The sequence below is a fragment of the Paracerasibacillus soli genome (genome assembly GCF_042432965.1).
Classification (GTDB): Bacteria; Bacillota; Bacilli; order Bacillales; family Amphibacillaceae; genus Paracerasibacillus; species Paracerasibacillus soli.
In genome coordinates, this window is sequence record NZ_JBHLWL010000016.1 from 25,202 (window position 1) to 51,918 (window position 26,717).

The 26,717-nt window shown below is 36.4% G+C and carries 28 protein-coding genes; 1 reads left to right on the forward strand and 27 read right to left on the reverse strand.

The window, feature by feature from the left end; all coding sequences use genetic code 11:
• Window positions 1-188: 188 nt before the first annotated feature.
• The 18 genes from mfd to metG form a co-directional block, all read right to left on the reverse strand.
• Window positions 189-3,710, reverse strand: coding sequence for a transcription-repair coupling factor (mfd, locus tag ACFFIS_RS04505; protein ID WP_390186330.1), 3,522 nt, complete (start codon window positions 3,708-3,710; stop codon window positions 189-191).
• 153 nt (window positions 3,711-3,863) lie between these two features.
• Window positions 3,864-4,094, reverse strand: a complete 231-nt coding sequence (fin, locus tag ACFFIS_RS04510; RefSeq protein WP_320380865.1) for an anti-sigma-F factor Fin — start codon at window positions 4,092-4,094, stop codon at window positions 3,864-3,866.
• A 105-nt stretch (window positions 4,095-4,199) separates the two neighbouring features.
• Complete coding sequence (gene pth / locus ACFFIS_RS04515; RefSeq protein WP_320380864.1) at window positions 4,200-4,763, reverse strand: aminoacyl-tRNA hydrolase; 564 nt, start codon at window positions 4,761-4,763, stop codon at window positions 4,200-4,202.
• Window positions 4,764-4,889: 126 nt separating this feature from the next.
• Window positions 4,890-5,513 carry a 50S ribosomal protein L25/general stress protein Ctc gene (locus ACFFIS_RS04520; protein WP_390186331.1) on the reverse strand — a complete coding sequence of 208 codons (624 nt, stop codon included), beginning with the start codon at window positions 5,511-5,513 and terminating at the stop codon, window positions 4,890-4,892.
• Window positions 5,514-5,624: 111 nt separating this feature from the next.
• On the reverse strand, window positions 5,625-6,578 hold the full coding sequence (locus ACFFIS_RS04525; protein ID WP_390186332.1) for a ribose-phosphate diphosphokinase: 954 nt from the start codon (window positions 6,576-6,578) through the stop codon (window positions 5,625-5,627).
• Window positions 6,579-6,598: 20 nt separating this feature from the next.
• Window positions 6,599-7,978, reverse strand: a complete 1,380-nt coding sequence (glmU, locus tag ACFFIS_RS04530) for a bifunctional UDP-N-acetylglucosamine diphosphorylase/glucosamine-1-phosphate N-acetyltransferase GlmU (protein WP_320380862.1) — start codon at window positions 7,976-7,978, stop codon at window positions 6,599-6,601.
• A 307-nt stretch (window positions 7,979-8,285) separates the two neighbouring features.
• Entirely contained in the window at window positions 8,286-8,576 is a 291-nt protein-coding gene (spoVG, locus tag ACFFIS_RS04535) for a septation regulator SpoVG (RefSeq protein ID WP_320380861.1), read from the reverse strand.
• 299 nt (window positions 8,577-8,875) lie between these two features.
• The gene (gene purR, locus ACFFIS_RS04540) at window positions 8,876-9,700 is read right to left on the reverse strand and encodes a pur operon repressor (protein ID WP_390186334.1); all 825 of its coding nucleotides are present in this window, start codon (window positions 9,698-9,700) and stop codon (window positions 8,876-8,878) included.
• Window positions 9,701-9,763: 63 nt separating this feature from the next.
• Window positions 9,764-10,615 carry a 4-(cytidine 5'-diphospho)-2-C-methyl-D-erythritol kinase gene (gene ispE, locus ACFFIS_RS04545; RefSeq protein ID WP_390186335.1) on the reverse strand — a complete coding sequence of 284 codons (852 nt, stop codon included), beginning with the start codon at window positions 10,613-10,615 and terminating at the stop codon, window positions 9,764-9,766.
• 243 nt (window positions 10,616-10,858) lie between these two features.
• Window positions 10,859-11,038: a small, acid-soluble spore protein, alpha/beta type gene (locus ACFFIS_RS04550; protein ID WP_320380858.1), complete on the reverse strand. Its 180-nt coding sequence runs from the start codon at window positions 11,036-11,038 to the stop codon at window positions 10,859-10,861.
• A gap of 110 nt (window positions 11,039-11,148) precedes the next feature.
• Window positions 11,149-11,505, reverse strand: coding sequence for an SCP2 sterol-binding domain-containing protein (locus tag ACFFIS_RS04555; RefSeq protein WP_390186337.1), 357 nt, complete (start codon window positions 11,503-11,505; stop codon window positions 11,149-11,151).
• Between the two features lie 133 nt (window positions 11,506-11,638).
• Window positions 11,639-11,899: a biofilm formation stimulator Veg gene (gene veg, locus ACFFIS_RS04560; protein ID WP_320380854.1), complete on the reverse strand. Its 261-nt coding sequence runs from the start codon at window positions 11,897-11,899 to the stop codon at window positions 11,639-11,641.
• A gap of 283 nt (window positions 11,900-12,182) precedes the next feature.
• Window positions 12,183-13,052 carry a sporulation peptidase YabG gene (yabG, locus tag ACFFIS_RS04565; protein ID WP_320380853.1) on the reverse strand — a complete coding sequence of 290 codons (870 nt, stop codon included), beginning with the start codon at window positions 13,050-13,052 and terminating at the stop codon, window positions 12,183-12,185.
• Between the two features lie 168 nt (window positions 13,053-13,220).
• Window positions 13,221-14,111 (reverse strand): 16S rRNA (adenine(1518)-N(6)/adenine(1519)-N(6))-dimethyltransferase RsmA, encoded by an 891-nt coding sequence (gene rsmA / locus ACFFIS_RS04570; protein ID WP_390186339.1) that lies wholly within the window; start codon window positions 14,109-14,111, stop codon window positions 13,221-13,223.
• On the reverse strand, window positions 14,101-14,670 hold the full coding sequence (gene rnmV / locus ACFFIS_RS04575; protein WP_320380852.1) for a ribonuclease M5: 570 nt from the start codon (window positions 14,668-14,670) through the stop codon (window positions 14,101-14,103). Before rnmV ends, rsmA begins: the two co-directional genes overlap by 11 nt.
• 267 nt (window positions 14,671-14,937) lie before the next feature.
• The gene (locus ACFFIS_RS04580) at window positions 14,938-16,149 is read right to left on the reverse strand and encodes a resuscitation-promoting factor (RefSeq protein WP_390186340.1); all 1,212 of its coding nucleotides are present in this window, start codon (window positions 16,147-16,149) and stop codon (window positions 14,938-14,940) included.
• 257 nt (window positions 16,150-16,406) lie between these two features.
• On the reverse strand, window positions 16,407-17,180 hold the full coding sequence (locus ACFFIS_RS04585; protein ID WP_390186342.1) for a TatD family hydrolase: 774 nt from the start codon (window positions 17,178-17,180) through the stop codon (window positions 16,407-16,409).
• 104 nt (window positions 17,181-17,284) lie between these two features.
• Window positions 17,285-19,246, reverse strand: coding sequence for a methionine--tRNA ligase (gene metG / locus ACFFIS_RS04590; protein ID WP_390186344.1), 1,962 nt, complete (start codon window positions 19,244-19,246; stop codon window positions 17,285-17,287).
• A 301-nt stretch (window positions 19,247-19,547) separates the two neighbouring features.
• Here metG and abrB point away from each other — a divergent pair, with 301 nt between their 5' ends.
• Entirely contained in the window at window positions 19,548-19,829 is a 282-nt protein-coding gene (gene abrB / locus ACFFIS_RS04595; RefSeq protein ID WP_320380847.1) for a transition state genes transcriptional regulator AbrB, read from the forward strand.
• 68 nt (window positions 19,830-19,897) lie between these two features.
• Here abrB and rsmI read toward each other — a convergent pair whose 3' ends face one another.
• From rsmI to tmk, 9 genes are all read right to left on the reverse strand, one after another.
• Window positions 19,898-20,773 (reverse strand): 16S rRNA (cytidine(1402)-2'-O)-methyltransferase, encoded by an 876-nt coding sequence (gene rsmI, locus ACFFIS_RS04600; RefSeq protein ID WP_390186345.1) that lies wholly within the window; start codon window positions 20,771-20,773, stop codon window positions 19,898-19,900.
• A complete protein-coding gene (locus tag ACFFIS_RS04605; protein WP_320380846.1) occupies window positions 20,773-21,045 on the reverse strand; it encodes a GIY-YIG nuclease family protein in 273 nt (90 codons plus the stop codon). Before ACFFIS_RS04605 ends, rsmI begins: the two co-directional genes overlap by 1 nt.
• A complete protein-coding gene (locus ACFFIS_RS04610) occupies window positions 21,038-21,778 on the reverse strand; it encodes a tRNA1(Val) (adenine(37)-N6)-methyltransferase (protein ID WP_320380845.1) in 741 nt (246 codons plus the stop codon). The genes ACFFIS_RS04605 and ACFFIS_RS04610 overlap by 8 nt, the downstream gene beginning before the upstream one ends.
• A gap of 540 nt (window positions 21,779-22,318) precedes the next feature.
• Complete coding sequence (gene yabA, locus ACFFIS_RS04615) at window positions 22,319-22,678, reverse strand: DNA replication initiation control protein YabA (protein ID WP_390186347.1); 360 nt, start codon at window positions 22,676-22,678, stop codon at window positions 22,319-22,321.
• Window positions 22,679-22,693: 15 nt separating this feature from the next.
• Window positions 22,694-23,521 carry a PSP1 domain-containing protein gene (locus ACFFIS_RS04620; protein ID WP_320380844.1) on the reverse strand — a complete coding sequence of 276 codons (828 nt, stop codon included), beginning with the start codon at window positions 23,519-23,521 and terminating at the stop codon, window positions 22,694-22,696.
• A gap of 11 nt (window positions 23,522-23,532) precedes the next feature.
• Window positions 23,533-24,516 (reverse strand): DNA polymerase III subunit delta', encoded by a 984-nt coding sequence (gene holB / locus ACFFIS_RS04625; RefSeq protein ID WP_390186349.1) that lies wholly within the window; start codon window positions 24,514-24,516, stop codon window positions 23,533-23,535.
• A 47-nt stretch (window positions 24,517-24,563) separates the two neighbouring features.
• Window positions 24,564-25,007: a YaaR family protein gene (locus ACFFIS_RS04630; protein ID WP_390186351.1), complete on the reverse strand. Its 444-nt coding sequence runs from the start codon at window positions 25,005-25,007 to the stop codon at window positions 24,564-24,566.
• Window positions 25,008-25,199: 192 nt separating this feature from the next.
• Window positions 25,200-25,529 carry a cyclic di-AMP receptor DarA gene (darA, locus tag ACFFIS_RS04635; protein WP_320380842.1) on the reverse strand — a complete coding sequence of 110 codons (330 nt, stop codon included), beginning with the start codon at window positions 25,527-25,529 and terminating at the stop codon, window positions 25,200-25,202.
• A 16-nt stretch (window positions 25,530-25,545) separates the two neighbouring features.
• The gene (gene tmk, locus ACFFIS_RS04640) at window positions 25,546-26,178 is read right to left on the reverse strand and encodes a dTMP kinase (RefSeq protein WP_320380841.1); all 633 of its coding nucleotides are present in this window, start codon (window positions 26,176-26,178) and stop codon (window positions 25,546-25,548) included.
• Between the last annotated feature and the right edge of the window lie 539 nt (window positions 26,179-26,717).

Sequence of the window (26,717 nt, forward strand, 5' to 3'; positions counted from 1 at the left end):
TAAGGGGATGTTTTGTCTGCATGTTTGGCTCCAGAACATCATTTAAAAAAGGGACACGGCTTTATACACGACATCACTTTTTCTATTTGAACCACTTTGTTAGGGAAAATCTCCCATGTCGTGTTTTTTTATTATGAATCATCTTCACAGGAACTATACATGAAACTAGAAATTTACGTTGATTTACGTCAATCCCGATTTACAGTTTCTAGTTTTTTCATAAATGCCATGACGGTTTGATAACGTTTATGCGTTGCCTCCCGTGTAGCATGATAAGCAATTTTAAGTTGGTTACCCTCTGTGCCCAATTGAATACTTCGACCATAGTTATTTGCCAATTCGAATAACTTTGCTCCATCAACTTTTTGGCTTCGTTCTTCCGTAAGCAACAGTTCAATTTTATTGCCTTGTTCTAATATAGACGATACACGTTCCTTTTCAGCTATATACCGAAGGGTTGCCACTGTTAACAGGTTCTCTACTTCATCTGGAAATGTACCGAATCTATCAATTAGCTCATCTTGTAATTCAGACAAGTCATCAGAAGATGAAATTGCTCTTATTTCTTTATACATTTCTATTTTTTGCTTTTCATCATGAATATAGGCATCAGGAATATAAGCGTCAACTTTCAATGAAATTTCCGGTTCAAATGGTGCTATATCCTCTATTTCTTTTCCTTGTTTTCTTGCCTCAATTGCTTCTTTTAACATTTGTGAATACATGTCAAAACCAACCGAGTCGATAAATCCATGTTGTTGTGCCCCAAGTAAATTCCCAGCACCACGAATAGATAAATCACGCATCGCAATTTTAAATCCTGAACCTAATTCAGTAAATTCCTTAATCGCTTGCAGACGTTTTTCAGCTACCTCTGTGAGTACCTTATCCTTTTGATACGTAAAATAGGCATATGCAATACGATTGGAACGACCTACACGACCACGCAATTGATAAAGCTGACTTAGTCCCATATGATCTGCATTATATACGATGAGCGTATTGACATTTGGTATATCTACACCAGTTTCAATAATTGTTGTACTTACTAATACATCAAATTCGCCTTCTAAAAAGCCTAACATAATATTTTCTAATTCTGCCTCATTCATTTGCCCATGAGCAACAGCTACCTTTGCATCTGGGACAAGCATACCGATATCACGTGCCATCTTTTCAATATTTTCAACCCGATTATATAAGAAGAATACTTGGCCTCCACGAGCCATTTCTCTTTCAATTGCTTCCCGTACAAGAACAGGGTTATATTCTACTACATACGTCTGAATTGGAAAGCGGTTTTCTGGTGGGGTTTCAATAACTGATAAATCCCTTACACCTAGCATAGACATATGGAGTGTTCTTGGAATTGGCGTAGCGGTTAAAGTAAGTACGTCAATATTTGATTTCATCTGTTTTATCTTTTCCTTATGTTTAACTCCAAAACGCTGTTCCTCGTCTACAATGAGTAAACCTAAATCACGATAAACAACATCTTTAGATAATATCCGATGTGTCCCTATGACGATATCAACTGTCCCTTTTTTAAGGCCATCAATTGTCTCCTGTTGTTGTTTTCTTGTCCGAAAGCGACTTAACAGTCCAATTGTTATCGGATACTCTTGGAATCGCTCACGAAATGTTTCATAATGTTGTTGTGCTAGTATCGTTGTTGGAACAAGTACAGCTACTTGCTTACCATCTGCAACTGCTTTAAATGCTCCCCGAATTGCAACTTCTGTTTTTCCATAGCCAACATCTCCACACAATAAACGATCCATTGGACGCGTACGTTCCATATCTTGCTTGATTTCTGTTATACAGCGTAATTGATCTTCCGTTTCTTGATATGGAAAGGATGCATCAAATTCACGTTGTAATTCTGTATCTTTGCTAAATGCATATCCTTTTTGTGCCTCACGCTCTGCATACAATTTTATTAAATCATCGGCTATATCCTCAACTGAAGATTGTACCTTTCGTTTTACTTTCGACCACTCCGAACCACCTAATTTATATAAACGTGGTTGCTTACCCTCTGATCCAACAAACTTTTGCACAAGGTCGATTTGATCTATCGGGACAAATAACTTATCATCCCCAGCATATTTTATAAGCATATAATCTTTATGTTTATCTTTTACCGCCAATGTTTCAATGCCATAATATCTACCTATCCCGTGATTTGCATGGACAACATAATCACCAACTTTTAATTCCTGGTAACTTTGAATTCGCTCCGCATTAGATACTTTTTGCTTCTTTTGGGTCCTTCTCACACGCTTTTTAAATAATTCACCTTCTGTTAGGAGGACTAATCGATGCATTGGTAATTCTATACCATTTGCTAAGTTCCCAACGGTTATCATTGGCTTTTCGATTGGTAACTCTATTTTTGAGACAACATCTGCTTCCATATCATAGTCAGATAAAATAGTTTGTATCTTATGCGCTCGCTGTTCGTTTGGCGCTAAAACAACAATAGAGTAATTTCCCTTTTCCCACCGTGACAATTCATTTTTAAATAGATGCATTTGGCCGTGAAACTCTTGTGTTGTTCGTGCTGACAGATTAATGATGTTTTGTGGATTTGTATTTGGTATATGGCGTAAAAATAATGACATATATAAACGGGTTTGTGTTGCTTGATTCCATACTGTCAACCAGTCAAATGAAAATTTATGGTCTCTTACCACTTTATTTGATTCAAGCATGGAACTATGCCATTCCGCTTCTTCCCGATCGAGGTTTGTTGCAGTTTCCTGAATTCGACTCATTTCATCCATTACTATCAAGCCATTTTCAGGTAAGTAATCTAATAGACTAGCAGGTTCCTCATACAAGTAATTTGCATATTTCGCTAGCTCTGAAAAATGTTCTAACTCTTTCATCCGATCTATGTCATGCTTGATTATTTCTGTAATCGTTTCTTTTTCTTCAGAAGTTTTCATATATTTTAATGTTTGTGCTAAAGCATCTTCTAAACGTGCAGCACCAGCTAATAAATCCTCATCTGTAACTAGCAATTCTACTGCAGGTCCAATAACAATTTCTTCCTTCGTATGGAGCGAACGCTGTGTATCAGGGTCAAAATAACGAATAGAGTCTATTTCAACATCAAATAACTCAATTCGTAACGGCTTTTCTTCTGTAACCGGGAAGATATCAATAATGCCACCTCTTCGGCTAAATTCACCAGGATTCATGACCATTGACTGATTTGTATATCCCATATTCACTAAATTTTGCAGGCTTGTTTCAATTTCTACTTCCTCACCGACTGCAAAATGTAGTTGATAAGCCGTCCAATACTTTGGAGGTGGTAAAATTCGCTTCACTGCAGCTACTGGTGCAATTAAAACACCGGATTTACGTTGTGTCCACGCTGTTAGGGATTCAATACGCTCATTTCTTAACTCAGGACTAGCGATAGAAACTTCGGATGCGACGAGTTCATTGACAGGATAAAGATGCACTTGGTCATGTCCAATTAACGCAGTCAAATCATCATACAACTGTTGCGCTTGCACAAGTTGATATGTTACTAACAATACGGGTTGACTTAAAGATTGCTGAACAATCGATACAAATAGACTTCGTGCTGAACCAGTTAAACCGGCAATCAATTGTTCTTTCAATCCATTTTTTACACCATCTAAAACAGTTTGTATATCTTCTTTCGTTTGTAAATATTGAATAATTCCTTTCATGAACATCCCCCATTAGGAAATTTATAGACAGATATGCAACAGTTAGGCAAGATAGACAAACTACACTTCGTAAAAGTTTTATCTCTACCCAATCCCATAGAAAAAGCGCAAAAATGCCTTGGTTCAAAAAACCAAAGCTTTTTAAGTGCTACGCTATTGAATAAAATTTTCTAGTTCATGGTAAGTTGGGTTGTTGTCTAATGCATCTTGACAGTTATCACAAATTATATTCATTTGGATACTTCCATTTGTTTTATATTCAATCATTTCGTCACGTTCTTCACTTGATAACTTATCCCACCCAAGTTGGGAAGTTTCTATAACAGATTGCTTTAGTTCGCCAATAACATAGTTGCAGTGTCTACATTTATAAACAATAGACATCTCAAGACCTCCTCGAATAAACTTACATATCGTTTAGTTTATCCGATTCAAGCCGTTTTATACTATCTCCAAAGAGACATTACTTCATTCTTACATCTTATGCTTTCATCCACGATTAAATTCATTCATCACTTCAAGAAACGGCTTCTGTAACCACATTTCACAAGCATCTGCTGCTTGTATGATACCTTGTGTGACCGCATCTGCCTCGTTCTTATGAAATTTACCTAATACATAATCAACAACAGGTATAGGCGTATCTGGCCTTCCTATTCCAATTCGTAATCGATTGAATTCCTTCGTCCCAAGGTGGAGAATTGTTGATTTAATCCCATTATGACCACCGTGTCCACCCTTTTGGCGTAGACGGATTTTACCCGTTGGTAAATCTAAATCATCATAGATAACTAGTACTTCAGATGGCGATATTTTATAAAAATCCATAAATGGGCGAATCGACTCTCCAGATAAATTCATAAACGTCTGTGGTTGTAGCAATAAAACCTTTTCCCCATTTAATTGCTCCACTACATATAATCCATTATACTTTTCCTTATTTAATTTCAATTTATGTCGGTTTGCTAATTCGTCAATTACTAAAAATCCAATATTATGACGTGTTTTTTTATATTTACGACCTGGGTTACCAAGTCCAACGATACATTTCATTTTGCTTCTTCCTTTTTTTAATATCCTTCATTATGCATATCCGCCAATACGAAGACAAATGTAATAATCCCTCCTTGTAAAGATGATACTGCATACAAGGAGGGCTGTGCTTACAATATGTTTATTTTATTCATCATCTTTATTTTCGCCAATTACTTCTGGCTCCGCATCAAAGTCTACTTCTTCCGGCTCTTTATCACTCTCTGGTGGTAAAACAGTTGCAATTGTAAATTCTGGATCTGATAAGATCTCATACTTATCAGAAGCCGGTATATCAGCTACTGCCAACACATCCCCAATATTTAAGTCTGATACATTTATCGTAATCTCATCAGGAATATGATTTGGTTTTGCACGTACTTCCAACTCATAAACTGGTTGTTGTAAAATACCGCCTTCTTTTGCACCTGCAGGCTCACCTTCTAAGCGAAGTGCCACTTCAACATTCATTTCCTCTGTCAAGTCAACAACGTAGAAGTCAACGTGCGTTAACTCACCTCTAATGGCATCCATTTGATAGTCATGCAGCATTACACTATGTTTTTCTTTCCCGCCTGTATCAAGGGAAATAATTGTGTTACGCCCTTCATCACGAATTAATTTAACTAATTCAATACCATTTACAGCAATTGACTTTGATTCCTTCCCTTTACCGTAAAGAACACCCGGAACGTTTCCTTCCGTTCTTAATTGTTTTGTAACTGATTTAGCAAGGTTTTCTCTATTCATTGCTTTTAAAGTTGTCGCCATGTAATCATCCTCCATTATTTTAAACCCAATATTTGTATAAAAAGTTTTACGATAATGAATTACTGTCACACTTTGATTGATAGTAATATCTTCTACGTTGTTATCTTCCTTTTAATCAAATAGAATACTGACAGACTTCATCTCATGTACGCGAATAATTGCTTCACCAATTAATGAAGCTACAGATAACTCTGTAATCTTGTCGATTCGTTTTTCATCAGATAGCGGAATTGTATTTGTCACAACTAACTCCTTAATTTGGGAGTTTTCTATTCTTTCAATTGCTGGCCCAGACAATACCGGATGCGTACAGCAAGCATATACTTCTTTTGCGCCCTTTTCAACTAATGCATTTGCGGCAATCGTAATTGTACCTGCTGTGTCGATGATATCATCGATTAGTATAGCCGTCTTTCCTTCTACATTTCCAATAATATTCATTACTTCGGCCACATTTGGTTTAGGCCTTCTCTTATCTATGATGCCAATCGGAGCACGAAGACGTTCAGCCATCTTTCTAGCCCGTGTTACGCCTCCATGGTCAGGAGAAACAACAACGATGTCATCGAGATTCATTTTTTCGAAGTAATCTGATAAAATTGGGACACCTTGTAAATGATCAATTGGAACATCAAAGAATCCTTGAATTTGTGGTGCGTGCAAGTCTAGCGTAATAACACGGCTTGCTCCTGCTGTTTCTAAAAGATTTGCAATTAGCTTTGCAGTAATTGGTTCTCTTGAACGAGCTTTACGATCTTGCCTAGCATATCCATAATAAGGAATGACAATATTAATCGATCGTGCGGATGCACGCTTTAATGCATCAATCATGATAAGTAGTTCCATCAAATGTTCATTTACCGGAGAACACGTTGACTGAACAACATACACTTCGCATCCTCTTATACTTTCTTCGATATTAATTTGTATTTCCCCATCACTAAATCTTGAAACAGTACACTTTCCAAGTTTTGTTCCAATATGGCTTGCAATGTCTTCCGCTAACTCATTGTTTGAATTTAACGAGAATACCTTCAAGGACTTGTCTTCGTAGGTGGACGCCATTAAAAAAACCCTCCAATAGTTTAGTCTTTTTTATGTTTATTTAGTCTTGCTGCATATCCTTCTTTATTCGTCTGTCTCGCGCGAGCAATAGACAGTGCATCGCCTGGGACATTCTTTGTAATTGTAGATCCTGCAGCAACAATGGAACCTTCTCCAATCGTAACCGGAGCGATTAAATTAGCATTACATCCGATGAACGCATCGTCTTCAATCGTTGTTAAATACTTATTTTTTCCATCATAGTTCACTGTTATTGTACCACATCCGACATTTACATTGCTTCCCACATGCGCATCGCCAATGTAACTTAAATGAGAAACTTTACTTTTTTCACCAATTGTTGACTTTTTCACTTCAACAAAGTTACCAATTTTAGCTTCATCTTTAATCGATGCTTCTGGTCGAATATGTGCAAATGGGCCGATGTGAACGCGAGCACCAATATAACTATCTTTTGCTACACTATGAGACACAACTGTAGATTCTCCAATTGTGCAATTTATAATTTCACTATTTGGGCCAATCTCAGCCTCTGACTTTATAATTGTGTTTCCCTTTATGATGGAACCTGGTTGAATAACAACATCTTGTTCAATGATAACCCCTGATTCAATATACGTATTTTGTGGGTCAATGATTGTGACACCATTTCGCATATGTGCCTCATTAATACGCCTTCTTAATATGGCTCCAGCATTTGCTAACATTACGCGATCATTTACACCTAATGTTTCATCAAAATCTGGCGTTACATATGCAGTAACAGTTTCACTTTGCTTTTTTAGTATTTCTATCACATCGGTTAAGTAATACTCACCTTGTGCATTTTCATTTGAAATCCCTTTAAGTGCTGCAAATAAAAGTTTATTATCAAAACAAAATGTTCCTGTATTTATTTCCGTTACTTTTTTTTCGTCATCCGTTGCATCTTTATGCTCCACAATTCGTTCTACTTCGCCTTGCGCATTACGAATAATTCGACCATAACCAGTAGGATCTGGCGCATGCGCAGTAAGAATGGTTGCTTTTGCTCCGATTTTTTCATGATGCTCGATTAGTTTTGCATACGTTTCTTGCCTTATAAGTGGCGTATCCCCACATACAACAACTGTTGTACCTTCTTTATTTTTAAGTATCGCTTCTGCTTGGATTACAGCATGCCCGGTTCCTAACTGCTCCTCTTGAATAACGAAACTACATTGATCACCGATCTCACTTTGAACTTGGTTAGCCCCATGACCAGTAACCATTACAATTTCACTGTTCACTACTGGTTTAATTTGATCAAGTACATGTTGTACCATTGGACGTCCCATAACCGGGTGTAAAACTTTAAGTAATTTAGACTTCATTCTGGTTCCTTGTCCCGCAGCGAGGACGACAGCATATCGTTTTGTCATAAGGAATCCTCCATTTCTGTGCATAGAGACTAGCGTCATTACTTTACTACCACTGACCATTCATACACTGATTAACGATCCCTTACCAGTAAAGTCATTTATCGCTAATCAGGTACTTCCGCTTTTCTTACCATTATGAATATATCTTATACAAGAAGCAAATTCAACAATTAGAGGTTAATTGCTACATATAGTGGGTATATATGATGTATAGGGAGGTAACAGAACATCAAAAGGTGAATACGTTTACAAAAGCAGAAACCTAACCAACAGTCACCATTGATTAGGTTTCCATCTTATTCATTATTTAGGATACACCTGCTTCTTCGTACTCTACCTCTTCTTCACCTGCACGGCGATATTCCTCTAATACGGCATTTTGAATTTTTGCACGTGTATTAGAATTAATCGGGTGTGCAATATCTCTAAATTCTCCATCTGGAGTTCGTTTTGATGGCATCGCTACAAACAATCCGTTGTTTCCATCAATAACACGAATATCATGGACAACAAATTCTTGATCCAACGTGATAGATGCAATTGCTCGCATTCTTCCTTCCGTGTTTACACGGCGTAGCCTTACATCAGTTACTTCCATGCTGTTTCACCACCTTTTTAAAATAGAACTTATGTAACATATTCAACATAAAAATCATAAATCCTGCTTAATTTTAAAAAAAGTTACATTATTTATACAAATTTTTTAAAAAAATAAAAAGCCCTCCTTTAAAAATTGTCCAAAAGGAATGAAAATGGCCTTATTTGCAACAGTTCCTCACACATTCCTAGCGCCCAAGACTGACGCATTCGAGCGGTAAGTTCTATTACAATAAAAATACAAATAGCTCATTTTAACGATATCTTTTGAAACAATCTCTTTTAAAGAGAACTTTTAGTCTATTTTTTTAGATATTGAAATACATTTCCAGGTTGAACATCAATCTTTTTATGATGCATATCAATACCTGATATTTTGATAAGTGATACATAATCATGGATAACGCGCTCTTCTTCCTCATCATCCGCTTCTGCCAATACACCTATTGCAACAGCTTTTGCATCAAATTCCTCCAGCAAGTTTACCATCCCATTAATGGTACCACCTGCCTTCATGAAGTCATCAATAATACAAACATTCATACCTTCTTGTAAACTTCTTTTCGGCAAAACCATCGTTTGGATTTTCCGAGAAGAACCTGATACGTAATTAATACTTACAGATGGGCCCTCTGTAACTTTAGGATCCCGACGTACGATGATGACTGGGACTTTCAAACTAGCTGCAACAGCGTAAGCTAGCGGGATTCCTTTCGTTTCCACGGTCATCACTGCATCAATTTCTCTACTCTCAAAGACTGCCGCTAATAATTCCCCTACTTCTTGTACAAACTCTGGTCTACCGAGTAAATCAGACATATACAAATATCCGCCAGGTAAAACACGGCTTGAATCGTGCAGTTGTTCACATAATTCACCAATAAATTGTTCACTTTGTTCTAGCGTAAGTTTCGGAATGAATTTTACGCCACCCGCACGACCTTTCACACGCTCTAAAAAACCAACCTTTTCTTTTTTAAATAATTCATTTAAAATATCTAAGTCTTCACTAATAGATGTCTTTCCGGCATGAAATTTCTCAGAGAAGAAATTAAGTGTCTGATGTTTTCGTGGATTCATTAAGAAATAGCTTATTAAGCCAATTAACCGCTCATTTCTATTCATATTTTCACCTCAATCCGAACATTAATTTTAAATATATCATTTATATACGCATTTTGGAAGTCTCTAACCGAGTATCCTAACTAAAAACACATCTTTACAAAAACCCCGCATCGCATTATAAATCTTTTGTGCCTTTCTTTCTTGTTGAACAAGCCCATACACAGTTGGACCACTTCCACTCATTAAAACACCGGTCGCTCCAGCCTGTTTCATCCTATTTTTTATTTGTAATACTTCTGGATGTTGATTAATCGTTACAGCTTCTAATGAATTTCCGATAGACTCACACATCATGAAAAAATCATTATGATGAAGAGATGTAATCATTACGTCTGTTCTAGGATGTTGCATTTTGTCTACATGAACCTGTTGAAAAATAGACTTTGAAGAGACGCCAATATCTGGCTTCGCTAGAACTACCCAACAGGAAGGAGGGCTAGGCAGTTTTTCAATTATCTCTCCACGCCCTTTTGCAAGGGCTGTCCCACCATACACACAAAAGGGAACATCCGAACTTATGGTTGCGCCTAAATGCGCGAGTTCCTCAATAGATGCTTGTACATCCCAAAGTTTGTTTAATCCTCGTAAAACCGCAGCTGCATCCGTACTTCCGCCACCTAAGCCCGCGCTAACGGGTATGCTCTTATCTATTTTAATGTGTACACCACTGCTAATTGCATATTTTTCCTTAAATGCTTGTGCGGCTTTGTACGCTAAATTCCGTTCATCATTTGGAACAAATCGACTCCAAAGCGTTACCTTAATACAATCCTCTTTTAAAGTTGACAGTTCTACACGATCGTATAGATCGATTGTTGTCATAATCATTTCTACTTCATGATAACCATCGGTCCGCTTGTTTAAAATATCTAATGTCAAGTTTATTTTCGCCGGTGCCTTTTCATATATAGCCACTACGTCACCTACTTTTTGTCCCAATTTCAAGTATTTAAATTGTATCATAATCCGATATGGTAGGCTACGCTTTCCATATTATAGAAATATGCTACCCACCGTACAAGTAAAATACATCATATTTTGGGAGTTTACGTATTATTTGGGCAACTTCCATTTGATTGGCCTCTTATACAACGAAACACCAACAATCACAATCATTATGCCAATCACCACTTCCGCTGTATGAAAAAAGGCAGACCATTATGATCTGCCTTGTTGCATACTTTCTTGCGCTATTTCTATTGCTCGCTTTACCATATTTCCGGCGTCTTTTGCCCTTATTCCGCCCCAGCCTTCTTTTTGAACCGTGTCGTAAAATCCTAATTCCTTAGCAATTTCTTCTTTCAATTGGTCTGACATGATTCCTCCACGTCTTGCCATGAAAGAACAACCCCTTTCGTAATGAAAGAATTAAAAACCCTTTACGACACATTTAGTTTATGCGAGTTGCAAATAAATACTCTTGTTAAGTTCATGGAAATTTGGCTAACTTAGGATTCAAAAGAATATTGTTTTAATATACTTTCTAACTTTAATGCTGTACCAATATTTCCTTTTACCTTTAATTTACCTGTCATAAACGCAGTTGCACTATTTACATTGCCAGTTAAAAACTTTTTAAAAAATGCTTCCTTCATCAATAATGTACAATCTGGCTCCTTCTCATTACCGTGTATTACAGTCGCTGTTCCATTTTCAAAAATAACTTGATAGCAACCTTGCACTTGATCCGTTATTTCAAATTGAAATATAGCCTGTACATTTTCATACGGTATTTTATTTACTCGTAACTTTTGATCAATTATATCCCACAGCTCTGAAATTGACTTGTCCTTTAACAATGTCATCATTCTCCCTCCCATTAATAGAATCATACAACAATTTACAATATATGTACAAAGGTAAAAAAGGAAAAAAATAAAAGACCAGCGCTTTACACTAGTCCTTCATAAATTGATAACCGTAATAAATATATATTTACTACTCTGCAATAGCTTTGTTTCGCTCATCGAGGAAGTTTAGTTCAACCGTTTCGGTTAACACGTCTGCATAGCTATAAGAAACACGTTCGAATGCATTTTCGTCCTGATCAAGCTCGACAATGAATACCGCTGGATATGTCTCTGTTAATATCCCATTTCGTTCAATTGTCTTTCTTCTGCCCCCGTTCGCTCTTAGGCGTAAACGTCTGCCAATTTGACCTTCTAGACCACGCTTTATTTCGAGTAATGTCTTTGCCACTACACTCCACCTCACTATATATAATATAACATAAGCTTGTTTTAAAGTCAAATAAAATATTATATTATAACAAGTTATGTTTTTTGTTGTCAACTACTTCACGCTATATTCTTTCCTATTATGGCAATTTGTTAACAAATTATGTATGAATCATGTAAAGTTTTTCTTTTCTGGCATTTGCAACCTATAGCGCGTGTTAAAAATGATGGCAAAAAGATGAAGATACAGATATAACACCTATACATTTAAAAAGCCAGCTAAGCAGCTGACTTTTTGATACCATTTATTCTTCTTTCAAGTAAGGCATTCCTGTCCGTAACATTCCTCTTGTTTCCACACCACCAAGGCCCTTTTCTCCAGTTAATGTATTTCTTAAGACATCCCATACATTTACCTTATCCATAAAAGGGGTGTAGGCAATTTTTGCGGAAATAAAGACTGGATCAAGTGCATGTATATTAATTCGCGAAGGGGAACTGGCGAAATTTGCACCTGCTCGTATTAATGATTCAAAATGTGACTGACATGCACCTGCAAAAATGAATAATTGGTCTAAATGCGGAACGACCTTTCTTGCCTCCCTTACCGCTTCAGTAAAATACTTTGAATGTCGATAGGCACGTAGGTCGGATTTATCCCCTTTATTTTTTGAATAAGAATCGTGACCTGTAATTACGATAATATTTGGTTGAATCTTTTTAATTAATGATTCTATTTGTAGCGGCATATCCTTTTCATGAAGATGTACACCATGTACTTGTAAACCAACACGTTTATATAACTCAATACACTTTTTTAAATACATTTGATCACCGTCAAGGTGTAGCACACGAGCTGGTAATTGAAACCCTTCGATATGCTGATAGCCATCACTTGATTCATAATCTCTCTTTTCCTTCATAAGTAAATAGTCTTGACGAAATAAACGATATGAAAAGTCTTCCCGTTCTTTTCCCTTTTTTTTCATCTCCTGTAAATCACGTTGATTCACTCGTTGCAAATCGGAAATGGTTGAGTCTGCAATGAGGCGGATTTCCTCTCCATGTAAAGTGGCCTGATTAGAGCTTAAGCTGGCTATACGGAATAAAACGTCATGCTTATATGATTTTCGAGTTACCAATTCACCTTTCGCTAGTTGATCATTTCGTTTCATCTCTACACCTCACAAGCCTAATTATATATATGCGGCATTGCACCATTATATGTGCACCGTACCTTTAACGTGCCAATAAGGGGGACAAAAATATTGTGTCTTGTTTTTGATGAAAATAAAAAAGCTGTCCACATGACCAGCGAACAGCTTTTTAAAATAAATTGCTTATTATTTTTTATCATCCTGTACATAGGAATAAAATATATTCCCAATTGCAGCAAATTCCTGCATAGTCAATGACTCACCCCGACGTGTTGCATCTATGTCCACTTCTGACAAAAGCTGCACAATTTTCCCCTTTTGTAGCGTTGGCTTGAAAAAGGCTGTTAAATTATTTAATATTGTCTTCCTTCGTTGGGCAAAGCAAGCCTTCATGACAGAAAAGAAAAACTCCTCATCCTCTACATGCACGGGTGCCTTTTCACGCATTGTCAGTCTTAAAATACTGGATTCAACATTTGGTTGCGGCATGAAGACAGTCTTTGGTACTTGCATCACTACATCCGCTATTGTGTAATACTGAATCGCAAGACTTAAAGAGCCATAACTTTTCGTATTCGGTTTAGCCGCCATCCGATCGGCGACTTCCTTTTGAATCATCACCGTTATATTTTCTATCGGGAGGTTTTCATGTAAAAGCTTCATCAAAATTGGAGTTGTAATATAATACGGCAAATTCGCTACAATATGTATGTCTTGCCCTGGCCTAAAATGACTTTGAATCAACTCATGTAAATTTGCCTTCAAGACATCATCATGTACAATCGAAACATTGTTATATTCATTTAATGTTTCATCTAAAATAGGCAATAATCGTTGGTCAATCTCTAAGGCCATGACACGTTCAGCATGAATTGCTAATTGCTCTGTTAAAGCACCAATCCCTGGGCCTATCTCAATGACACCAGAATCTTTTGTAATACCAGAGTGGCGGATTATATTTTCTAAGATATTCACGTCAATTAGAAAGTTTTGCCCTAAACTTTTCTTAAACGCAAATGCGTATCTTTTAATAATTTGCTTTGTGTATGATGGTGTTGCAATAAAATTATGATTCATTTTTTACCTCCATATCGAGCGCCTGCATCGCCTGGTCAAGTTCCTCTTTTGTTATTTGAAACATGTTAAGGCGTTTTAACAATTGTTTTCCGTTTGGTTGGCCTATTTTTAAATACTCTCCTAGCCACTTTCTTCTTACACTCGCTTTATTTCCACCAATAAGCCCATACGAGATTAAATCTACTTGTTGAATGTCCCCGATATGTTCTTCTGCTACATCATAAACCTTCGCCAAGGCCTCTTTTATATCTGTAACAGATGCATGTTCAATACCTAAACTTTTATTGTGAGGATGTTTAGCTCTTGCTTTTTCCTTTGTAAGAAATGCATGTTTACATCCTGGAACAGCTTCATTAATCATTTGCCTAATTCTTTCACCTGGATAATCAGGGTCTGTAAAAACAATGACACCTCTTTTCTGCTTCGCATGCCTGATTTGATTAATCACAGACTTGCCGATTGCAGAGCCATTTGTTTCAATTGTATCCGCATATACTGCTTGTTTAATTTTTACAGTATCATCTTTTCCTTCTACAACAATCACTTCTTTTACTTTCACATTGTATTCCTCAATTTCAATTAGATTCGTTAACTTTAGTTTGTTATTTGGTTACTGATGTATACACGTATTTACTTTATCTAAATGCTACTTTCTAATACCGCGTTGTTTTATACAATAAAATCAAACGATAACGTGGTGAGATTTTGAACTTTCACTGATACACTTAGATATGGCTACGGAAATACATTAGCTTTCCGCAGACCTGCAATAAGGTCTAAAAAAATAATGCCTTTACCAGTATATCATGGTAAAGGCATTTTAGACTTAATCAATAATCTTTACTTTTACTTGCTTTCTTCCAAATTGATAGGCAGCGGATTTCGTTGGAAAATGTAAATCCACTCGGTGCCCACGAATCGATCCACCAGTATCACCCGCAACTGCATTTCCATATCCCTCAACCCATAATTTTGTACCTAAGGGAATAACACTAGGGTCAACTGCAACAACTTTCATATGTGGATTCGCTTTTAAGTTTATTCCCGTTGAGGTAAAGCCAGAACAACCGTTACAGCTTGCCGTATAAGCACTTGCAGTCATATAAAAAACCTTACCAGATTTTGGTTGACTTGCTGGCTTACCTTTTGGTTTACTTACCGCCTTTTTTACCGGAGCCTTTTTCGTTCCGATTGCGATAACGCGATCTTTACTATCTTCTACTTTTTCATCAATTAGTTTCCGATCGACTTCTTTGCCATTCTCTTTTGTTATTTTATAAATTTTTGTTATAAGTCCATTTTTACCTTCTTCAACAACCTTCTCTTTCCCTTTATCTAGGTTCGGATCATTTTGTTTTACTGTTCCAAATGGCAATTCTTCTTTCTCTTCGATTGTTTTCTCACTAACTCGTGTAATTTTAATTGTTTTACTATCCGCGACTTTCTGCTCGAGTGATAGATTTATTTTATCTTTACTTTTTTTATTATATGTAATGTCTCCGATAGATAATATGTCTGCTACAGTACCACCCGTAGTCCATACCTTTTTCTTTTTCTTACCGTCCATTATTGTAACTTGAAATGCCTTTGTTACGTTAATATTCATACCATCAGCAATTTCATCTTTTAATTGATGTGTGACTTGATCACGATTTGAAAATGACAAATTATGTTCTTCAAAAAACTTTTCAACTGTCGGTTTTACGGTGTAATAGATTTCCTCTTTACCGTCAATGGTGACAACTACCTTTTTAGCAGTTTCATAGTTAATTTTCATGCCATCTTTTAATCCGGCGTTTAAGTTATGTGAAAGTTCGTCATACTCCCCTACTGAAATTCCTAATTCATCTAGTAAATCTTGGACGGTATTTGCATGGGTTTTAAATTTCTGGTTTTCGCCGTTTTCCGCAAACACTACTTCAACTTTCGTCATTTCGTAAACAACGACCCCTGAAAAGACGACTAATGCCATTACTCCGATACATGAAATAATTAATTTTAATCGAGCAGCTGGCAATAGTTTTGAAAATATTCGCATGCATTCTGCCTCCTTAATAATCGAGTTTGATTATATAAATAGACAAATGCAAAGTCAAAGGCTTTCCGATTACGATTACATTACAGTTTAGTTACAACACAGACTAATTTAGAAGCTTATTAAGGTTAACTACTTGGATAATCCTCTCTATATCAACGCTTACGCAATTGGCATTATTTTACAAATGCATCATTTTTATCCCTTCTAATTCCTTTTAAAATTTGTGACAAAATCCCATTCCCACCTAAATTTGGATTTTATTTTTGGATAATATTGTAAACATTAAGCGCATTTTCCGTTGTCGCTTTGGCAACTTCTTCGAACGATATGCCACGAAGTTCAGCAATTTTTTCTGCAACTAATTTGACATATGCCGGCTCATTCCTTTTCCCACGATTTGGATGTGGTGCCAAATAAGGGGCGTCTGTCTCAATTAATAACCGGTTCAACGGAACATCGACCGCAACCTCTTTTGGGAGCGGCGCATTTTTAAATGTTACCGGTCCACCAAGTGAAATATAAAAATTCATATCTAGACAAGTTTTGACATAGTCAACAGAATCATTATAGCAATGCATAATCCCACCAACCTCTTCCGCCTTTTCCTCTTGCAAAATCGTAATAATGTCTTCAGTAGCTTCACGATTATGGATAATAATTGGCATGTTTAGTTGCTTTGCTAATCGAATCTGTTGTCTAAAAACATCCTTTTGAATATGCTTTGGTGACTTATCCCAATGATAATCTAATCCCATTTCTCCAATCGCTACAACTTTTGGATGTGAAGCAAGTTGTTTAATCCACGATAAATGCTTTTCCTGCATATCTATCGCATCAACGGGGTGCCAGCCAACAGCTGCATAAATCGTCTCATGACTTTCAGCAATCTCAATTGCAAGCGGAATTGTATGTTCATCAAAACCAACAACTGTCATATATGTAACGCCTGCATCGAATGCTCGTTTCATTACTTCTTCTCGATCTTCCATAAATTGTTCAGCATTTAAATGTACATGTGTATCAAATAACATCCTTCTAACCAACCTCTCATGAAATTTAGAAAAGGCCAACCCATTATAGAGTTTGGCCTTCCCTCGTCTTTTTTATTTAAGCTATTTCTCTCACAACATTGCCGTTATTTAACGATTGATCCATTTGGTAGTGATTGATCAACTGTTGCTAAAGATAAGTTTCCAGTAGTTGGGTCTTCGCCTGAAAGAATCATTCCTTCTGACCATTCACCACGCAATTTAACTGGCTTTAAGTTGGTCACACAAATTACTTTTCTTCCTATTAATTCTTCTGGATCGTAATATTTAGCAATTCCTGAGATAATTTGTCGTTTTTCTGTTCCAAGGTCTAACTGGAATTTCAACAGTTTATCAGCCTTTTTCACTTTTTCACACGCCAATACTTCTGCAACACGTAAATCAACCTTCATAAACTCATCAAAAGTAATTTCTTCCTTCTGATTTGCTTCTTGCTTTTGTTGTTCTTTTTCCTCAGCAGCAGGATTTTCCATCATCTTTTTAATTGCTTCTATTTCTTCTTTTACATCTAAACGTGGAAAAATTGGATTACCTTTTTGAATCGTTGTGCCTGCATGAATTTGCCCATGTTGGCTTAAGCTTTCCCACTTTGTTAATGTTTCATCTTCGATACCAAGCTGGCGGAAAATTTCCTTCGGTGATTCTGTTAAAAACGGCTGTAACATCACACCAATAAGTCGTAAAGACTCTACTAAATGTGCCATTACATTACCTAAGCGGTCTTGCTTCGCATCGTCCTTCGCAAGGTTCCAAGGCTCTGTTTCATCAACATATTTATTTGTACGACTAACTAGTTTCCAAACGTTGGACAGTGCTACACTAAATTGCATGTCATCCATTGCCTCTTCGACTTGTTGTACTGTTTCAGCCATCAAGTTCTCAAGTGATTGATCTACGTCTGTCTCGGCTTCCTTATAAGCCGGAATTGCTCCATTAAAGTAACGGTCAATCATTGCAACTGTACGGTTTAGTAAGTTTCCTAAATCATTTGCTAAATCAAAGTTTGTTCGTTCTACAAATCCTTCTGGAGTGAATACACCATCATGACCAAATGGAACCTCACGCATTAAGTAGTAACGTAAAGCGTCTAAACCATAGCGATCAATCAATTTCACAGGATCCACAACATTACCTTTTGATTTCGACATTTTTCCATCTTTCATCAAAATCCAACCATGCGCAAATACTTTCTTTGGTAATGGTAAATCGAGTGCCATTAATATTATCGGCCAATAAATAGTGTGAAAACGAACAATCTCTTTACTCATTAAATGTACATCAGCTGGCCAATATTTACGGAACTTTTCATCATGTTCTGTTCCGTAGCCTAAAGCCGTTATATAGTTTGATAGTGCATCAATCCAAACATAGATAACATGCTTCGGATCACTCGGTACTTTTACTCCCCAATCAAAAGATGTCCGGGATACTGCTAAATCCTCCAAACCAGGTTTTAAAAAGTTATTTAACATCTCATTTTTACGACTCTCTGGCTGAATAAAATCAGGATGATCTTCATAGTATTGAATGAGCCGATCCGCATATTTACTCATTTTAAAGAAATAAGACTTTTCCTTCACCTTTTGTACAGGGCCTCCACAATCAGGGCAATGTCCATCTTCTAATTGTCGCTCTGTAAAAAATGACTCACAGGACGTACAATACCATCCTTCATATTCATCTAAATAAATATCGCCTTGCTTTAATAGTCTGTCAAAAATTTGTTGTACGATATCTTTATGTCTTTTTTCTGTTGTACGAATAAAATCATCGTGACTTATTTTTAACTTTTTCCATAACTCTTGAATACTACTTACAATATCATCAACATAGGCTTGAGGAGTTACTCCCTTTTCCTCTGCTTTTTGTTGAATTTTTTGTCCATGTTCATCAGTCCCCGTTAAATACATGACATCATATCCACGCATTCTTTTATAACGGGCCACAACATCACCTGCCACGGTCGAGTATGCATGACCAATATGTAACTTTCCACTCGGATAATAAATCGGAGTAGTTAAATAAAAGGTTTTCTTTTTTTCTGACATGAGATTTCCTCCTCAAGCTATTTACACTACATATATTATGTATTCATTTATGTATTCTATTGTAGCGATTTATTTGTTACTTTTCCATTAACGTTTCCTACTAACTATCATATCTTCTATTTTTAATTAATAAAAGTAGTATTCCCATCTATTGGAATTAAAATAAAGGTAATAATAAATTTTCTAACTAATTTTTAAATTTCGGTTAAATAAATATTGACACTAATAGTAAACACTGGTACTATATACCTAAAAGCTGTCGAAGTATGACGAATAGGGTAAAAAAATGGAGGAGAAGAAAATGAAATCTACTGGTATCGTAAGAAAGGTTGATGAATTAGGCCGCGTTGTTATTCCAATTGAGTTGCGCCGCTCGCTAGATATTAATATCAAGGATCCTTTAGAGATTTACGTGGACCAAGACCGTGTTGTACTAAAGAAGTATCAACCTAGTATGGCATGCCACGTAACAGGGGAAGTATCAGATGACAATCTATCATTTGCCAATGGTAAGTTGATTCTTAGTCCGAATGGCGCCGAAAAGCTCGTAAGTGAAATTCAATCTCAATTTACTGATAAGTGAAAATTTAAAGTTTACTATTGCGCTTGAATACATATATCAAGCGCTTTTTTTATACAAGCATACTCTATTTACTCAACATGGTACATTTGATAAACTTCTCGTTTTGGCATTTTTCTTTCTTGAGCGACAAGTTTTATTGCCTCTTTACTAGACTTTTGTTCATCCTCCATATAATGTTTCACATGGTCAACCACAGATAAGTTACTCCACCACAAAGGCTGGTCAGGCGCAAAATCACCTTGATTACCTTCTACAACGAGACAACATTCCCCTTTTACGTCATGCTCCTCCATCCATTGATTGACTTCATCAATTGTCCCACGAATATACTCTTCAAACTTCTTTGTTAACTCTCGGGCAATGGCTATTCTCCTGTCACCACCGAATTCCCGCTGCAATATTTGTAATGTTTCTTTCACACGGTATGGTGATTCATAAAAGATAATCGTCCCTGTATATTGTTTTAATCGATCTAGTTCTGCAATTTTATCATTCCTTTTTCGGGGTAAAAAACCATAAAAGGTAAATTCATTTGTTGATAACCCTGATCCTACTAAGGCACATAAGGCTGCACTTGCTCCGGGTAATACAATAACAGGAAACTCCTGATTGATAGCAGCCTTTACGATTTCGTATCCCGGATCGGAAATTGCTGGCATTCCTGCATCACTAACTATTGCAATAGATCTACCGTGCATTAGTTCTTGTAAAAGTCTTTCTTCTCGTGCTAGTTTATTATGTTCATGATAACTGATTAACGGTGTTTGTATATCAAAGTGATTAAGCAATTTTATCGTATTTCTAGTATCTTCCGCTGCAATTAAGGCTACTGATTTTAGTATTTTTAATGCCCTAAATGTAATATCCTCCAAATTACCAATCGGAGTCGGAACAACATAAAGTACGCCTTCACTCTCAGTTACAAAGCTCTTTTGTATATTCATTATGAACAACCTTCCTCTGCAAACGTACTAATTAATTGTAGTTTTTTAGTACGGCTTAACTGTTTAATCGCATATTCCCACCGCATCGCCTCTTCCTTTGTAAAAAAGGCTTCTTTATACATCAATTGAAATGGTCCACGTCCACGTGTATATTTAGCACCTTTTCCATTTTCATGCATATGTAGACGATGTTCTAGATTATTTGTATATCCCGTATATAGTGTTCCATCTTTACAACGAAGGATATAAACAATATGTATGGCATCATCCATAAATAATTTCCTCCGCTTCATCTGTATACGTACCATCTTTCTGATAGATAAACAGTGGCGGTAGAATTTTTAAATCTGCCTTTCCATCACGTATACCTTCGATTAATAGCATATTAGCCTCTTTACCTTGTTTCGGATAAACAAGACGCATTCGCTTTGGTTCAATATTGTATGCTCTAAACAATGTCAAAATATCCACAAGACGACCTGGTCGATGAACCATCGCTACTTTACCACCCGGACGAACATGCAATTTACAAGCCTTCACCACATCTTCTAATGTACAATACAGTTCATGTCTAGCTATCGTTAAAAATTCATTTTGATTATGCTCTGTTGTCGCAGGAGTAGCAAAGTATGGTGGATTACAAGTTATCGCATCAAATGTACTATGTCCAATTACAGGTAGCATCTCTTTTAAGTCACCATGAATAAAATTAATTTGTTCTGTAAGATGATTAAGTGCTATATTACGTTCTGCCATATGATAAATTCTCTCTTGAATTTCTACGCCCGTAATATGTGCGTGCGTTCGCTTTGATAAAAGGAGGGGAATAACGCCATTCCCTGTACATAAATCAAGTATCTTTCCTTTTTTTATTGGTATGGATGCAAAGTTTGCAAGTAATACTGCGTCTAAGGAGAATGAGAATGCTGTTGGGCTTTGGATAATTTTCATCTTTTCGTCTGCCAACAAATAATCCATTCGTTCATCATCAAATAAGTCTACCATCATCATTGCCTCGCTTATGTCATTATATTTAACCAGTCCTGCACTTTTTCATTTACCTTATTTTAACATGATAATATTTTATTTCGGGATATTACCTACGCAACTATTGTTGTTACACAATAGGACCAAACTGTCTCGTAACGTGCTAGGTTGCTTTCCGCTACGGACCGTTGCTTTCCGCGGGCAACGCTTCAACTTCCGACGTACAGGAAGTACTAGTGCAGGTGTTGCAACAGGACGTTGCGAAATTAACCTGCCTTGCCCCAACACTGGGGTATGCCGACGTTGGCCGCAAAGGCCTTATTTAGTCGGCCCTCCTTAAATTTTTTCCTGTGGGATTTCCGACGCACAGGACGTGGTGAACTTAGCCCTGCGTTCACCTGTTGCTATTCCCACAGGATTACTGAACAGTTTTAGTCTATTACGATAGGTTAAAAGGTAACTGTTGATTTGAAATGGAGTTTTATTTTTAGGTTTGAAAAAACTGCCCCTGCAAAATGCAAGAGGCAGTTTCCTAAAAGTCTATTTGCCTTGTTCATACTATGTGTTCTTTTTATTAAACAAATCAAGGCAAAAAATACAATCTTCATCTCGTGGACTACCGAATTCCAAGTTACAAATATGAAAGCCTTCTTCATAAATCCTTGCTAGGTTATCATATCCTTCACCAGGTGGAGTGTCCTTTGTTGGCAATTCATCTTGGTCAAGTTGTTTATCATCATTTCCATGTTGCTCATCCAATTGCAAACGATTACGCATATGATGATTTTCCATTTCCAACCGATGATTTTCCTCCAGCAAAAGACTCAGCTTATTTTTCAAATCACCAAGCTGTTCATATAGTTCCCCTATCTGCTTTTTCATATCCATCACTTGGTCAAATATTCCTCGTTTATTCACGCTTTATCACCCTAGTCATTCTGTGGCTTGCGTTGAAATAATGCCCGCTTCGATTAATTCATCTACTGTATATTCTATCACACGTTCCTTATCATTAATCTCAATTTGTATCAATTTTTCTAAAATATTTAAACCAATTACTTCTCCGCTTCCATACGGTGTATGTATCTTATCGCCGAGATCAGGCATGTCCCGTTTCGCCTCTTCGTATTGGTCATTTTCATATTTTAGGCAACACATTAATCTTCCACACAAACCCGATATTTTAGCCGGATTCAAAGATAAATTTTGATCTTTTGCCATTTTAATAGATACTGGCTCAAAGTCACCTAAAAATGTAGAGCAACAGAGCATCCGTCCACATGGCCCGATACCACCGAGCATCTTTGCTTCATCACGAACGCCAATTTGCCTCAATTCAATTCTAGTTTTAAACTGTGAAGCTAAGTCTTTCACTAAATTACGGAAATCTATTCTACCATCTGCCGTAAAGTAAAAAATAATTTTATTACGATCAAATGTATATTCCACATCAATGAGGTTCATGTCCAATGCGTGTTCTTCAATTTTCTTTGAACAGATCATGAGTGCCTCATCTGCATTTTTTTGGTTTTCTACTACCGTTACTTTGTCGTTGTCATCTGCAACTCGAATGACCCTTTTTAAAGGAAGGACAACATCTTCTTCATCCACTTTCTTTTTAGCTATGACAACTTTACCAAACTCTACACCCCGAACTGTCTCGACAATTACATAGTCATGCAGATTAATTGATTCTCCGTTTGGATCAAAATAATATATCTTACCAGCCTTCTTGAAGCGCACACCTATTACTTCTATCAATTAAATCACCTCTATATTTGAAGTGTAAGCTGTTCCATTACTAAAGTTGGCTGTACATTTTGTTTTAACATACGCTTCGCATGCATAATATCTTCTAATATCTTAACTAATTTTTCCTGAGGGAAGTAAATCAATGCCTGGTCCAGTCGCTCATCTTCCACAGAAAAAAATACAAGCGCCTTCTCATTTTCAAGATGTGTAAAAAGAATATCACGAAAAGCAAGTAACAATAAATCAAGTCCCTGCTCCTGTTGCTTGCGTTCTTTAAAATGTTTCAGCCAATGTTGATGAATAAATAAATACGCATCATCTTTGTTTTTAATGAGTATTTCTATTAATTGTACCACGTATTTTCTTGCTTGTACAAACCACTCATCATTACATAAATGAAATGCTTCCTCTACATCATTCGTGATGGCACTCATTAGGATAGCATTGGATTTAGACATTCCCTTCTCAACCAACTGATTTTGGAACTGTTGCGGATTTAACGGTTGGAAATCAATCACTTGGCATCTAGAACGAATAGTTGAAATAATAGCGTGACTATTTTCAGTTAACATAATAGCCGTCGTTTGCTGGCTTGGCTCTTCTAAAAACTTCAAAATACGATTAGCAGCATTAACCGTTAATGTATCTGCATCTTTAATGATATAAACCTTTTGATTAGACTCCAAACCAGAATATGAAAACTCTTTTTGCAAATGACGAATTTGCTCTATTTTAATAGATTGTCCATCAGGTTCAATCCAATGGACATCAGGATGATTTTTCGATTCAATTCGCTTACACATTACGCAATGTTGACAAGGATTTAATTCCTGTTTATTTTGGCAAAATAATACTTTTGCTAATAAAAGAGCAGTTGCCTCTTTTCCCGTACCACGTGCACCTTGAAATAAATAAGCATGTGATACACGATTTCTATTAAAACTGTTCATCAAAATTTTACTTACTAATGGCTGCTCTTCTCCTAGCTCTTCCCACGTATTCATTCTATTCATCCTTCATTTCATCAATAGTAGTCCTATGCATGTACATATTACATATAAAGATTAACGAGTAAGCCTTTTATTTCACCAATTGTTCCTAATAAGTCGACTACCTTTTTTTCTTCATTTAAGACATCTTCTGTTAATTCTAGTAATTTTTTATCTACCTTTTTTACAATGACCATTTCATTACTTTGGCCTGTCATGGAAAAATTATGTGACTTCTGCAAATCCAACCCTGTAGATACTGCTTCTTTTAGAAAGTCCTTTACAAGACGCTTAAAAGTCGCGAGGTCTCGGAAGTTTCGTGACTTAGCAAGCCGCTCCCCCTGCACATTAATTTGTTCCATTACTCTTTGTAATTCATCTTGTTTCATTTGATCAACTTGGGACTGAACAATACGGTTAAAAGGTTGTTTACTTTCTGTCCCCGTTCGAGCATTCTTTTTCACTGTTTCTAACTGTGCACGCATTTCTTGTGATATTTTCATCATTCAGCCCCTCTCTTACCTTGTCATATAGTATACAGCTATGCCATTAGCACCTGCATTTATAATTTTGTCAAAGTGAGCTTTCGCCCATGCTAGATTTATCAATGTAGTAAAAGCAGACATCTTTCCCTAAGTTGATACCGATAGATGCCCTCTGCATGAATTATACAAATAATAAGCAAACCTGAAGCACTATTAAAAGTGATAGAATGATTCAATTGGTAAGATGAATACAATTGCTCCGCCAACTTCTACTTTTACAGGTTTTGGAATGTATGAATCTGCATTTCCACCCATTGGAGAAATAGGCGCCACCATTTGCTCACGTTGCGAACAGTTTTCCCGAATAATGTCTAATGCTTCATCGACATATTCATCTTCACACCCTATCATAAGTGTCGTGTTTCCTTCTTTTAAAAAGCCCCCCGTTGATGCCAACTTTGTTGTTTTAAAATTCCCCTTACCTAAAGCATCTGTTAATCGATTTGAATCTTTGTCTTGGATAACCGCTATCATTAGCTTCATCCTTTAATTCCTCCCATCATTTTTTATTTAAAAAGGATAAGATTTTTTCCATTGTATCATGTTCGACAAGTTCCATTTTCTGATCCGCATTAACTGATTTAATCCGATTAGAAAATTGCTTCTGTAATAATAAGTATGCCTCATATACCTTTTCATGAAAAGCCAAATTTTCATCATCTAATCGGTTTCTCTCTCTATCTTTATTCTCTATAATACGCATTAAACCCTTTTTTGGTTCGATATCAAAAAATATTGTTAAGTCTGGCATTGTCTGCTCAATTGCAAATTGGTTAATCGAGAACACTTCCTCCATTCCTAAGCCACGTGCAAATCCTTGATACGCCAAACTTGAATCAATAAACCGATCGCATAAAACAATCTTCCCCTGTTTTAAAGCAGGATAAACTTTTTCTACTAAATGTTGTCTTCTGGCAGCCGCATATAATAGTGCCTCAGTCCGACCATCCATTTTTGTATGGTTAGGATTTAAAATGACATTCCGTATTTCCTCGGCAATATCTATGCCCCCAGGTTCTCGTGTCGTTATGACGTCATAACCTTGCTTTTTTAGCTGGTCTCCTACTTTACTTAAAATTGTCGTTTTTCCAGCACCTTCTCCGCCTTCAAACGTTATAAAATAACCTTTCACGTCTTTTTCTCCTTTAAGGGTATGTTACAAGCATGATTTCTTCATATATATAGCATGTATTAATAATAGATTATAAATATAAAGTAATATACCTTATATTATAACATGATTTTATCTCCATTTATCTTATTTAGAGAAAAGGGTTCTATTCAAATTTCATTAAAAGTAGCGTTACCTCGCTGTCCACTGGAAACACTTCGTCCTTTTCCTCACTGAGTTTCCAGCAAATGCTACTCTCATGAGAAAGGAAATTGGCCGTGGAGAATACAGATTTGATTTAGCTATGAGGTATATGGGGTAAATGTATTTATTTTAATAAAAATAGACTACAAAGATATGTAGCCTTAAACAATAAGTTTAGTTAGGTTAATCAGTTTTAGTTTTAAAATACTTATATAATCCGATAATTAATAGTGCACTGGATAGGAGAACTTCAATACTAAATATAGTCCAGAATCCATTGAATACTTCATCTTCCAAGGGGTCCGCAGAATTAAAGTATTGTAGTTTTTTAAATACTATCCATTGGGTATAAAGCA

Bases quoted from the DNA above. Each gene is read 5' to 3' on its own strand.
- mfd (WP_390186330.1), bottom strand. From the start codon at position 3,710: ATGAAAGGAATTATTCAATATTTACAAACGAAAGAAGATATACAAACT.
- fin (WP_320380865.1), bottom strand. From the start codon at position 4,094: ATGTCTATTGTTTATAAATGTAGACACTGCAACTATGTTATTGGCGAA.
- pth (WP_320380864.1), bottom strand. From the start codon at position 4,763: ATGAAATGTATCGTTGGACTTGGTAACCCAGGTCGTAAATATAAAAAA.
- ACFFIS_RS04520 (WP_390186331.1), bottom strand. From the start codon at position 5,513: ATGGCGACAACTTTAAAAGCAATGAATAGAGAAAACCTTGCTAAATCA.
- ACFFIS_RS04525 (WP_390186332.1), bottom strand. From the start codon at position 6,578: ATGGCGTCCACCTACGAAGACAAGTCCTTGAAGGTATTCTCGTTAAAT.
- glmU (WP_320380862.1), bottom strand. From the start codon at position 7,978: ATGACAAAACGATATGCTGTCGTCCTCGCTGCGGGACAAGGAACCAGA.
- spoVG (WP_320380861.1), bottom strand. From the start codon at position 8,576: ATGGAAGTAACTGATGTAAGGCTACGCCGTGTAAACACGGAAGGAAGA.
- purR (WP_390186334.1), bottom strand. From the start codon at position 9,700: ATGAATAGAAATGAGCGGTTAATTGGCTTAATAAGCTATTTCTTAATG.
- ACFFIS_RS04550 (WP_320380858.1), bottom strand. From the start codon at position 11,038: ATGGCAAGACGTGGAGGAATCATGTCAGACCAATTGAAAGAAGAAATT.
- ACFFIS_RS04555 (WP_390186337.1), bottom strand. From the start codon at position 11,505: ATGACATTGTTAAAGGACAAGTCAATTTCAGAGCTGTGGGATATAATT.
- yabG (WP_320380853.1), bottom strand. From the start codon at position 13,052: ATGAAACGAAATGATCAACTAGCGAAAGGTGAATTGGTAACTCGAAAA.
- rsmA (WP_390186339.1), bottom strand. From the start codon at position 14,111: ATGAATCATAATTTTATTGCAACACCATCATACACAAAGCAAATTATT.
- ACFFIS_RS04580 (WP_390186340.1), bottom strand. From the start codon at position 16,149: ATGCGAATATTTTCAAAACTATTGCCAGCTGCTCGATTAAAATTAATT.
- ACFFIS_RS04585 (WP_390186342.1), bottom strand. From the start codon at position 17,180: ATGTTATTTGATACACATGTACATTTAAATGCTGAACAATTTATGGAA.
- metG (WP_390186344.1), bottom strand. From the start codon at position 19,246: ATGTCAGAAAAAAAGAAAACCTTTTATTTAACTACTCCGATTTATTAT.
- abrB (WP_320380847.1), top strand. From the start codon at position 19,548: ATGAAATCTACTGGTATCGTAAGAAAGGTTGATGAATTAGGCCGCGTT.
- rsmI (WP_390186345.1), bottom strand. From the start codon at position 20,773: ATGAATATACAAAAGAGCTTTGTAACTGAGAGTGAAGGCGTACTTTAT.
- ACFFIS_RS04605 (WP_320380846.1), bottom strand. From the start codon at position 21,045: ATGGATGATGCCATACATATTGTTTATATCCTTCGTTGTAAAGATGGA.
- ACFFIS_RS04610 (WP_320380845.1), bottom strand. From the start codon at position 21,778: ATGGTAGACTTATTTGATGATGAACGAATGGATTATTTGTTGGCAGAC.
- holB (WP_390186349.1), bottom strand. From the start codon at position 24,516: ATGAATACGTGGGAAGAGCTAGGAGAAGAGCAGCCATTAGTAAGTAAA.
- ACFFIS_RS04630 (WP_390186351.1), bottom strand. From the start codon at position 25,007: ATGATGAAAATATCACAAGAAATGCGTGCACAGTTAGAAACAGTGAAA.
- darA (WP_320380842.1), bottom strand. From the start codon at position 25,529: ATGAAGCTAATGATAGCGGTTATCCAAGACAAAGATTCAAATCGATTA.